The sequence below is a fragment of the Aeromicrobium sp. genome, assembly GCF_014378035.1.
Classification (GTDB): Bacteria; Actinomycetota; Actinomycetes; order Propionibacteriales; family Nocardioidaceae; genus Aeromicrobium.
This window is the reverse complement of sequence record NZ_JACMOM010000018.1, coordinates 1-10195: the sequence shown is the minus strand read 5'-3', so window position 1 is coordinate 10195 and position 10195 is coordinate 1. Positions and strand designations below refer to the sequence as shown.

General features: G+C 68.1%; 8 protein-coding genes. 6 read left to right on the top strand and 2 right to left on the bottom strand.

Going from position 1 to position 10195, the window contains the following annotated elements:
- A partial coding sequence (locus tag H7290_RS01155; protein WP_290512182.1) for a 2-isopropylmalate synthase occupies positions 1-1203 on the top strand: 1203 nt, incomplete at its 5' end.
- A 16-nt stretch (positions 1204-1219) separates the two neighbouring features.
- Here H7290_RS01155 and glpK (H7290_RS01150) read toward each other — a convergent pair.
- Both glpK (H7290_RS01150) and H7290_RS01145 read right to left on the bottom strand, forming a co-directional pair.
- The gene (glpK, locus tag H7290_RS01150; RefSeq protein ID WP_290512181.1) at positions 1220-2728 is read right to left on the bottom strand and encodes a glycerol kinase GlpK; all 1509 of its coding nucleotides are present in this window, start codon (positions 2726-2728) and stop codon (positions 1220-1222) included.
- Positions 2725-3483 (bottom strand): IclR family transcriptional regulator, encoded by a 759-nt coding sequence (locus tag H7290_RS01145; RefSeq protein ID WP_290512180.1) that lies wholly within the window; start codon positions 3481-3483, stop codon positions 2725-2727. The genes glpK (H7290_RS01150) and H7290_RS01145 overlap by 4 nt, the downstream gene beginning before the upstream one ends.
- A gap of 117 nt (positions 3484-3600) precedes the next feature.
- On the opposite strand from H7290_RS01145, the gene H7290_RS01140 reads away from it, so the two are divergent.
- The 5 genes from H7290_RS01140 to H7290_RS01120 all read left to right on the top strand — a co-directional run.
- Positions 3601-4440, top strand: coding sequence for an MIP/aquaporin family protein (locus H7290_RS01140; RefSeq protein WP_290512179.1), 840 nt, complete (start codon positions 3601-3603; stop codon positions 4438-4440).
- Between the two features lie 72 nt (positions 4441-4512).
- The gene (gene glpK, locus H7290_RS01135; RefSeq protein WP_290512178.1) at positions 4513-6030 is read left to right on the top strand and encodes a glycerol kinase GlpK; all 1518 of its coding nucleotides are present in this window, start codon (positions 4513-4515) and stop codon (positions 6028-6030) included.
- 2 nt (positions 6031-6032) lie between these two features.
- Positions 6033-7763 (top strand): glycerol-3-phosphate dehydrogenase/oxidase, encoded by a 1731-nt coding sequence (locus H7290_RS01130; RefSeq protein ID WP_290512177.1) that lies wholly within the window; start codon positions 6033-6035, stop codon positions 7761-7763.
- A gap of 146 nt (positions 7764-7909) precedes the next feature.
- A complete protein-coding gene (locus tag H7290_RS01125; RefSeq protein WP_290512176.1) occupies positions 7910-9007 on the top strand; it encodes a saccharopine dehydrogenase C-terminal domain-containing protein in 1098 nt (365 codons plus the stop codon).
- A gap of 2 nt (positions 9008-9009) precedes the next feature.
- On the top strand, positions 9010-10195 hold a 1186-nt coding region (locus tag H7290_RS01120), incomplete at its 3' end, for an aldehyde dehydrogenase family protein (RefSeq protein WP_290512175.1).

The window sequence follows — 10195 nt, the reverse complement described above, 5'->3', positions numbered from 1 at the left end:
GACGGCACCGAGATCTTCTACGAGTACTCGCCGGAGAGTTTCACCGGGACCGAACTGGATTTCGCGCTCGAGGTCTGTAACGAGGTACTCGAAATCCTGGAGCCGTCCCCGAAGCGCAAGGTCATCATCAATCTGCCATCCACCGTCGAGATGGCGTCCCCGAATGTCTATGCGGATTCCATCGAGTGGATGTCACGACACCTCAACCACCGTGAGAACGTCGTCATCTCGCTGCACCCACATAACGATCGCGGCACCGCGGTCGCGGCAGCCGAGCTCGGATACCTCGCCGGCGCCGACCGCATCGAGGGCTGTCTGTTCGGCAACGGAGAGCGCACCGGCAACGTTTGCCTGGTGACCCTCGGGCTCAACCTGTTCACGCAGGGCGTCGACCCGCAGATCGACTTCAGCAACATCGACGAGGTCCGTCGCACGGTCGAGTACTGCAACCGCATCTCTGTCCACGAGCGTCACCCCTACGGCGGCGACCTCGTCTACACCGCGTTCAGCGGCTCCCACCAGGACGCGATCAAGAAGGGTCTGGAGGCGCTCACCGTGGGCGCGCAACGCGACGGCATACCGGTGGGACAGGCTGAATGGGCCGTTCCGTACCTTCCTATCGACCCGAAAGATGTGGGCCGGACGTACGAGGCCGTCATCCGCGTCAACAGCCAGTCGGGCAAGGGCGGTGTCGCGTACATCCTCAAGACCGACCACCAGCTCGACCTGCCGCGGCGCCTGCAGATCGAGTTCAGCCAGGTCGTGCAGCGACTCACCGAGGGTGAGGCGGGCGAGATCGAGCCCGCCGCGATCTGGGACGCGTTCCGCGCCGAGTACCTCGAGCGCGAAGAGCCGTACGCCCTCTCGAGCTACAGCTCCGTCACCTCGTCCGACGGCAGCGACCAGCAGGTCGTCGATCTTCGCGTCCGCGGGCAGGTGCAGTCGCTGAGGGGCGAGGGCAACGGCCCGGTGGCGGCATTCATTGACGGCATGCGCCAGGCCGGCTCGGCCATCCGGCTGCTCGACTACTCCGAGCACGCGCTCTCCACCGGCGGTGACGCGCTCGCCGCCGCCTACGTCGAGTGCGAGATCGGCGACGAGATCGTGTGGGGTGTCGGCATCCACGCCAACATCGTCACGGCGTCCCTGCGCGCAGTCGTGTCGGCGGCCAACCGTGCGGTGGCGCAGACCATTCCTGCCTGAGTGGCCCCCAGCTCGCTCAGGCGGTGGGCAGCACCCACCCCAGGGCGTGGCTGACCGCGCGGTTCCACTGCTCGGCTTCACGGGTGCGTACTGCGGGGTCCATCCGCGGGCGCCACACGGACGCGAGGTGTCGGTGGTGGCTCAGCGCGGCCAGGTCGGTCCAGTAGCCGACCGTCAGGCCGGCGACGTAGGCGGCGCCGAGGCAGACCGTCTCGGACACGAGGGGACGTTCGACAGGCACGTCGAGGACGTCGGAGACCATCTGCATCAGCAGGTGGTTGGAGGTCATGCCACCGTCGACCCGCAGGGACTCGAGGGTCAGGCCGAGATCACGGCCGATGGCGTCAACGACCTCCCACGTCTGCCACGCCGTGGCCTCGAGCACCGCACGGGCCAGGTGCGCCTTGGTGACGAACGACGTGAGGCCGACGATCACGCCGCGGGCATCCTGGTCCCACCGCGGGGCGTACAGACCGGAGAACGCGGGCACGATGTAGCACCCGCCGTTGTCCTCGACCGAGCTGGCGAGGGTCTCCACCTGCGGTGCCGTGGGGATGATCTCGAGCGAGTCGCGGAGCCATTGCACCAGGGAGCCTGCCATCGCAATGGAACCTTCGACGGCGTATACCGGGGCGTCATCACCCAGGGCGTAGGCGACGGTCGGGAGCACCGCCGCCCCCGGTGTCGGGCGCTCCGGACCCGCGTTGACGAGCAGGAACGCGCCGGTCCCGTAGGTGCACTTGGCGTCGCCGGGCTCGAAGCAGGTCTGACCGAACAGCGCGGCCTGCTGGTCTCCGAGCGCGCCGGCGATCGGCACCCCGGCCAGCGGCGTGACGCAGGTGCCGTAGACCTCGGCATTCGACCTGATGCTCGGCAGCACGGCTCTGGGAACGTCGAGCAGATCGAGCATCGAGTCGTCCCACTGGCCCGTCGACAGATCCATCATCATGGTGCGACTGGCGTTTGTGACGTCGGTGACGTGGACGCCCCCGTGGACGCCACCGGTGAGGTTCCAGATCAGCCAGCTCTCCATCGTGCCGAACATCAGCTCACCTGCCTCGGCGCGTTGCCGCAGGCCGCGACGGTGATCGAGCAACCAGCGGAGCCGTGGGCCGGCGAAATAGGTGCGTGGCTGGAGCCCCGTGACGGCCATGACGTGATCGGTCGTGCACCGCGCGACGAGGTCATCAACAATTGCTGACGTACGGGTGTCCTGCCACGTGATCGCCGGAGCGACCGACCGGCCGGTCGCACGGTCCCAGACCACGGTGGTCTCGCGCTGGTTGGCGATGCCGAGCGCTGCCACCTGGCCGTGACCGAATCCGGCCTGCGCCAAGGCCTCCGGCACGAGTCGCTGGACGTGACGCCAGATCTCATCGGCGTCGTGCTGGGCCCAACCGGGCTGCGGGAAGACCTGGCGGTGCTCGCTCTGGGCCAACGACCGGGTGCGGCCCTGGCGATCGAAGATCATGCACCGGGTCGAGGTGGTGCCCTGGTCGATGCCGGCGACAACGGTCTCGCTCATGCCTGCAGCCCCAGGGACCGCGAGATCGAGACTGCGGTGTCGACGGTGGCGTCGACGATGTCGGCCAGGGGAGGACCGGCGTGGCGGAACACCCGCTCCAACGGGCCCACCACCGCCAGCGCACCCACTCCGATGCCGCCGTAGCCACGCAGCGGCACCGCCACGGCGCCGACCTCGGGCAGCAGCTCGCCGCGCTCGGATGCCCAACCGCGCTCACGGACGCCATGCATGTCGGCGTCGAGCGCTGACCGGTTGACGAGGGTGCGCTGGGTGTAGCGGTCGAGCACCCTGGCCCTGGTGGGAGTGCCGGCGACGAAGCCGAGCATGACCTTGCCCATCGCGCTGGCGTGGAACGGAAGCACCTCGCCGACCCGCAGCTGCTGGGTGGAGTCGTCGGGCCGGAAGACGTGGTGGACGATGCGGGCTCCGCCGGGGTCGGGGACGCCGATGTGCACCTCGAGATGTGTACGGGACGCGAGGGCGTCCGTCCAGCTCATGGCGTGCGAGCGCAGGTCATGGGGGTCGAGGCCCGACTCGTGCAGATTGCGCACGCCGTCGCCGAGGGAGTACTCCGACGTCGAGCGGTCCTGGTGGACGAAGCCGACGTCGCGCAACGTGCGGACGATGCCGAAGACCGTCGGCTTGGGAAGATCGAGCGCATCGGCGATCTCCGAGAGTCGCAGCGGGCGGCCCGCTCCGCCCAGGATCCTGAGCACTGCCGCGGCCCGTTCGATGGACTGGATGGCACCGGGCATTCCCCGACGCTATGCGACGCGTTCGGCGATGTCGAACGCCTGCACTTGAGCCACGTCACACCGACACCTACTTTCGCAGCAGGCGGCAATGAGCCACCACTGAATTGGGGGATGCACATGACGAGAAATACTTTGTGGGGCGAGATGGCGGCCGAGGTCTTCGGCACCATGGTCCTGATCCTTTTCGGCGCCGGAGTCGTGGCGCAGGTCGTGACCGGCGACGGAGCGCAAGGAGACCACGACTCCATCGCGTGGGCATGGGGCATCGGCGTGACGTTGGGCATCTACGTTGCCGCCCGGCTCTCGGGGGCACATCTGAACCCGGCCGTCACGATCGCGCTGGCGGCGTACAAGGGATTTGAGTGGCGCAAGGTCCTGCCGTACATCGCGGCACAGGTCGTGGGCGCGTTCGTCGCCGCACTGATAGTCCGTGCGACGTACGCCGACCTGATCGCCAAGATCGACCCCAACCACACCTACGCGACGCAGGGCATCTTCTCGACGTCGCCTACCGCGGGGGTGTCGATCCCGTCGGCCTTCCTCGACCAGATCGTCGGCACCGCGATCCTGGTGTTCGTGATCTTCGCACTGACGACGGCGACCAACAACCCGCCCATGGCGAACATCGGCCCGTTCATCGTCGGCCTGCTCGTCGTGGCGCTCGGCATGGCGTTCGGTGGCAACGCCGGCTACGCGATCAACCCCGCCCGGGACTTCGGTCCGCGGCTCGCCTCCTGGATCACCGGTTACGGCGATGCGTGGATGAGTACCAGCGGCAGCCATCCCGTCTACTTCTGGTTGCCGATCGTGGCGCCGATCATCGGCGGACTCATCGGTGGCGGTCTGTTCACCTACTTCATCGACAAGAACCTGCCCAACGAGCCCGAGTCGATCACCGTCTCCGAGCCTGTGCAGGACGCCGAGCTCAGCGGGCAGAGGGCCGGCCGCTCCGCATGACCACCACCACCATCCACACCACCATCCACACCCACACCCACACCCACACCGGCACAAGCGAAAGGCACGACCATGGCTGACTACATCGGATCGATCGACCAGGGCACGACGAGCACCCGCTTCATGATCTTCGACCACGGCGGCAACGAGGTCGCGCGTCACCAGCTCGAGCACGACCAGATCATGCCCCAGGCTGGCTGGGTCGAGCACAACCCCGCAGAGATCTGGGAACGGACGTCCGCGGTCATCCAGACCACCCTCACGAAGGCGGGCCTCGGACCCGAGGATCTCGCGGCACTGGGCATCACCAACCAGCGCGAGACCACCGTGGTGTGGAACAAGAACACCGGTCGTCCCTACTACAACGCGATCGTCTGGCAGGACACCCGCACCGACCGCATCGCCAGCGCGCTCGATCGTGACGAGCGCGGCGACATCATCCGCCGCAAGGCCGGGCTGCCGCCGGCAACCTACTTCTCCGGAGGCAAGATCCAGTGGATCCTGGAGAACGTCGAGGGGGTTCGCGAGGCGGCCGAGAAGGGCGACGCGATCTTCGGCAACACCGACAGCTGGCTGATCTGGCACCTCACCGGTGGGCGCCACGGTGGCGTCCACGTCACTGACCCGACCAACGCGAGCCGCACGATGCTGATGGACCTCGAGACCCTGCAGTGGGATGACGAGCTGCTGGGCTTCTTCAACATCCCGCGCGCGATGCTTCCCGAGATCAAGCCGTCCTCGACGTCTGAGCCCTACGGCATGACGCTGGAGGACGGGCCGTTCGGCGGCGCGGTGCCGATCACCGGCATCCTGGGTGACCAGCAGGCCGCGACCGTGGGCCAGGTCTGCTTCGCTCCCGGCGAGGCGAAGAACACCTATGGCACAGGCAACTTCATGTTGCTGAACACCGGCACCGAGCTGGTGCGCAGCAAGGCAGGTCTGCTCTCGACGGTCTGCTACCAGTTCGGCAACGACAAGCCGGTCTACGCCCTCGAGGGCTCGATCGCGGTCACCGGTTCAGCAGTGCAGTGGTTGCGCGACCAGCTCGGCATCATCTCCGGCGCTGCGCAGTCGGAGTCGCTCGCCCGGCAGGTCGACGACAACGGCGGCGTGTACTTCGTGCCGGCATTCTCGGGGCTCTTCGCTCCGTACTGGCGCTCGGACGCACGTGGGGCAATCGTCGGCCTCTCGCGCTTCAACACCAATGCTCACCTGGCGCGGGCCACCCTCGAAGCCATCTGCTACCAGTCGCGCGACGTCGCCGAGGCCATGGAGAAGGACTCCGGCGTGGTGCTCGAGGTGCTCAAGGTCGACGGTGGTGTCACGGCCAACGAGCTGTGCATGCAGATCCAGGCCGACGTCCTTGGCGTCGCGGTCAGCCGTCCGGTTGTCGCCGAGACCACGGCGCTGGGTGCTGCGTACGCCGCGGGTCTCGCCGTGGGCTTCTGGGCCACCACCGACGAGCTGCGCGAGAACTGGAACGAGTCGAAGCGGTGGGAGCCGCAGTGGAACGAAGAGCAGCGCGAGGCCGGCTACACCCAGTGGAAGAAGGCCGTCACGAGGACCCTCGACTGGGTCGACGTCAGCTGATCATGAGGTCAGCACCGTTGTCACCGCAGTCACGCGAGGAGGCGCTCGAGGCGATGAGCGCCACCACGCTCGACGTCCTGGTGATCGGGGGTGGCGTCGTCGGGGGTGGTTCTGCCCTCGACGCCGTCACCCGCGGGCTGTCGGTCGGGCTGGTCGAGGCGCGTGACCTCGCCTCGGGCACGTCGAGCAGGTCGAGCAAGCTCATGCACGGGGGCCTGCGCTACCTCGAGATGCTCGACTTCCGCCTCGTCGCCGAAGCCCTCAAGGAGCGCGGCCTGAGCCTGCAGAGGCTTGCGCCGCACCTCGTGCACGAGGTGCCGTTCCTCTACCCGCTGCAACACCGTGGGTGGGAGCGGTTCTACGCCGGTGCGGGCGTCGCGCTCTACGACGCCATGAGCAAGGCATCGGGCTACGGTGCCGGTGTTCCGCTCCACCGACACCTGACGCGCCGCGGAGCGCGACGCATCGCGCCGTCGCTGCGCAAGGACGCGCTCGTCGGGGCTCTGCAGTACTACGACGCCCAGGTCGACGATGCTCGACACACGATGTTCCTGTCGCGGACTGCGGCTGCGTACGGTGCGCACATCGCGACCCGTGCACGGGTCACGTCGCTGGTCAAGGAGGGCGGACGAGTCGTGGGCGCCGAGGTCCGCGACCTCGAGTCCGGGCGCACCATCACGGTGCGCGCCCGCCAGGTCGTCAACGCGACGGGGGTCTGGACCGACGAGACCCAGTCATTCGCGGGGGAGCGCGGCACGTTTCACGTCCGCTCGAGCAAGGGTGTGCACCTCGTGGTGCCGCGCGACCGCATCCACAGTGAGTCGGGGCTGATCCTTCGCGCCGGCACGTCTGTGCTGTTCGTGATCCCGTGGGGTCGCCACTGGGTCATCGGCACGACCGACACCGACTGGTCGCTGTCCAAGGACCACCCGGCGGCCAGCCGCAGCGACATCGACTATCTCCTCGACCACGTCAACACGGTGCTCGAGAAGCCCCTCACGCACGATGATGTCGCCGGGGTCTATGCCGGCCTGCGACCACTGCTCCACGGCGAGGACGAAGCGACGAGCAAGCTCTCGCGTGAGCACGCAGTGGCCAGTGCGGCACCCGGCCTGACAGTGATCGCGGGTGGCAAGTACACGACGTACAGGATCATGGCCAAGGACGTCATCGACCAGGCTGCCCACGGCCTGGCCGGGCAGACCGACACGCGGGTGCCGCCCTGCGCGACTGAGCACGTCCCGCTCCTCGGCGCCGAAGGGTTCGAGGCCGTCTCGAACCGGCTCCACCTCATGGCGTCGACCAGCGGACTGCATGTGGAGCGCATCACCCACCTGCTGGGACGTTACGGCTCGCTGATCGACGAGGTGCTCGCGCTGGTCGCCGACGACCCCGATCTGGGCCTGCCCCTCCACGGGGCGCCGGATTACTTGCGGGCCGAGGTCGTCTACGCCGTCTCACATGAGGGTGCCCGCCACGTCGACGACGTCATCACCCGGCGCACCCGCATCTCGTTCGAGGAGTTCGACCGTGGCACGGCGGCGGCACCGATGGTCGCCGACCTCATGGGCGGGGTGCTCGGGTGGGACGAGGCGCAGCGCGCCAACGAGGTCGAGCACTATCTCAAGCGCGTCGAGGCCGAGCGGGAGAGCCAGACCATGCCCGACGACGCAACCGCCGATGCCGCCCGCATGGGTGCGACCGACGTCGTCCCGGTGTCGATCGCGGGATAGGCCGAGCGATGCGCTGCGTCCCCCGCTGTACCGGCCAGCCGGGACAGGGGGGGACGCCAGCTCGCGATACTGTGCTGTGACGCCGATCACGACTCGGCGCACGATCGTGCCGCGTTGAGATCCATCGTGGTCTTGAGGAGGATTTCATGACGCGCATCATCAATCAGGTCGCAGTGTTCGGTCTCGGCAAGGTCGGCGAGCTTGTCGCCGTGATGTTGGAGGAGTCCGGGTTCAAGGTCGTCGGCTATGACGCCGCACCCCACGACGACCTCGGGTTCGAGGTCAAGGCTCTCGACGTCAACGACCGGGCTGCGCTCCGTGACTCGTTGCGTGGCGTCGATGCCGTCGTGTCATGCCTGCCGTTCCATCTCAACATCGAGGTCGCCGAGGCCGCCTACGACTCGAGCGTGCACTACTTCGACCTCACCGAAGACGTCCCGACGACCAACCGGGTCATCGAGCTCGCGGCCGAGCAGCTCGCGACGGGGCGGCCGGGTGCCGCGTTCGCCCCACAGTGCGGCCTCGCACCCGGACTCATCGGCATCATCGGGGCCTCGATCGCCAAGACCTTCGAGGAGATCCGCTCGATCGAGCTCAAGGTCGGCGCGCTGCCGCAGAACCCCACCGGCCTGCTGGGCTACGCCATCAACTGGTCGCCTGAGGGGGTGGTCAACGAGTACCTCAACGACTGCGAGGTCGTCCGGTCGGGCAACCGGCAGATGGTGCCGGCCATGACCGGGAAGGAACGCGTCCTCATCGGGGGCATCGAGCTCGAGGCCGCCCTGACGTCCGGCGGGCTGGGCACGATGTGCGAGACGTACGAGGGCCGGGTCCATCGTCTGGACTACAAGACGTTGCGCTATCCCGGACATTTCGACCAGATGCACTTCCTGTTCGACGAGCTCAACCTGCGGGAGCAGCGCGAGCTGGTCGGGTCGATGCTGGTGGCGTCCAAACCGCCCGTCAACGACGACGTCGTGTTCGTCCATGCGGCGGTCGAGGGACGCAAGAACGGCCATCCGTTCCGCGAGAACTACGTCCGCGCCTACAAGCCGCTCAACATCTCCGGCCGCGTCTGGCGGGCGATCTCCTGGACGACCGCCGCTTCCGTGGTCAGCGTCGTCGAGCTGGTGGCCGACGGATCGTTGCCGCAGTCGGGGTTCATCAAGCAGGAGGACATCACGCTCGAGGCGCTGTTCTCGACGCAGGCCGGTCTGCACTTCGCCGCAGAGGGAGAGGTATGAGCATGACTGACATCAGCACGCAGGCGCGTGACATCCTCCAGCGGCTCGGGGCAGGCGATCCGTTCGTCGCCGACGGCGACCTGGTGTGTCGCTCACCGATCGACGGGCACGAGATCGGCCGGCTCCGTTCGCACACGGCCGCCGAGGCGACCGAGCTGGTCGGCAACGCTCATGCGGCGTTCCAGCAGTGGCGCACCGTGCCCGCGCCCGCGCGAGGCCAGTTCGTGCGCGAGCTCGGCGAGCTGTTGCGCGAGCACAAGGACGACCTCGGCGCGCTGGTGTCGATCGAGGCGGGCAAGATCGTCTCCGAGGGCGCCGGCGAGGTGCAGGAGATGATCGACATCTGCGACCTCGCGGTCGGCCTGTCGCGCCAGCTGCACGGCCTGACGATCGCCACCGAGCGACCCGGCCACCGCATGATGGAGCAGTGGCACCCGCTCGGCGTCATCGGCGTCATCTCGGCGTTCAACTTCCCGGTCGCGGTGTGGTCGTGGAACGCCGCGCTCGCCTTCGTCTGCGGCGACGCCGTCGTGTGGAAGCCCTCCGAGAAGACCACCCTCACCGCTCTGGGCTGCCAGGCACTCGCGCTCGAGGCAGGACGTCGTGCTGGCGTGCCCGACGGGCTCTCCGCCGTGCTCATCGGCGACCGAACCGTCGGTGAGGTGCTCGTCGACGACCCCCGGGTGCCGCTGGTGTCGGCCACCGGCTCGACCCGCATGGGCAAGGAGGTCGCACCGCGTGTGGCCGCCCGCCTCGGCCGGACGCTGCTCGAGCTCGGCGGCAACAACGCCCCGGTCGTCGCACCGTCCGCCGACCTCGACCTCGCGGTGCGGGGCATCGTGTTCTCCGCCGTCGGCACCGCGGGCCAGCGATGCACGTCGCTGCGGCGCATCATCGTGCACGAGTCGATCAAGGACGACCTCGTGACCCGGCTCAAGGCTGCCTACGAGACGCTGCCGATCGGCTCGCCCCTCAAGTCATCGACCCTGGTCGGCCCGCTCGTCGACGAGACGGCCTTCCGTGCGTTCGGTGCTGCGGTGTCGCAGGCGCAGTCCGACGGCGGCAGGCTCGCCACCGGGGGAGCGCAGTCCGCTGAGGCGAGCAGCAGCACCGGCGGTGGCTTCTACGTCCACCCGGCGATCATCGACATGCCGGCGCAGACCGACATCGTCAAGACCGAGACGTTCG

Coding starts and splice junctions, on each gene's coding strand:
- glpK (WP_290512181.1), bottom strand. CDS start 2,728: ATGAGCGAGACCGTTGTCGCCGGCATCGACCAGGGCACCACCTCGACC.
- H7290_RS01145 (WP_290512180.1), bottom strand. CDS start 3,483: ATGCCCGGTGCCATCCAGTCCATCGAACGGGCCGCGGCAGTGCTCAGG.
- H7290_RS01140 (WP_290512179.1), top strand. CDS start 3,601: ATGACGAGAAATACTTTGTGGGGCGAGATGGCGGCCGAGGTCTTCGGC.
- glpK (WP_290512178.1), top strand. CDS start 4,513: ATGGCTGACTACATCGGATCGATCGACCAGGGCACGACGAGCACCCGC.
- H7290_RS01130 (WP_290512177.1), top strand. CDS start 6,033: ATGAGGTCAGCACCGTTGTCACCGCAGTCACGCGAGGAGGCGCTCGAG.
- H7290_RS01125 (WP_290512176.1), top strand. CDS start 7,910: ATGACGCGCATCATCAATCAGGTCGCAGTGTTCGGTCTCGGCAAGGTC.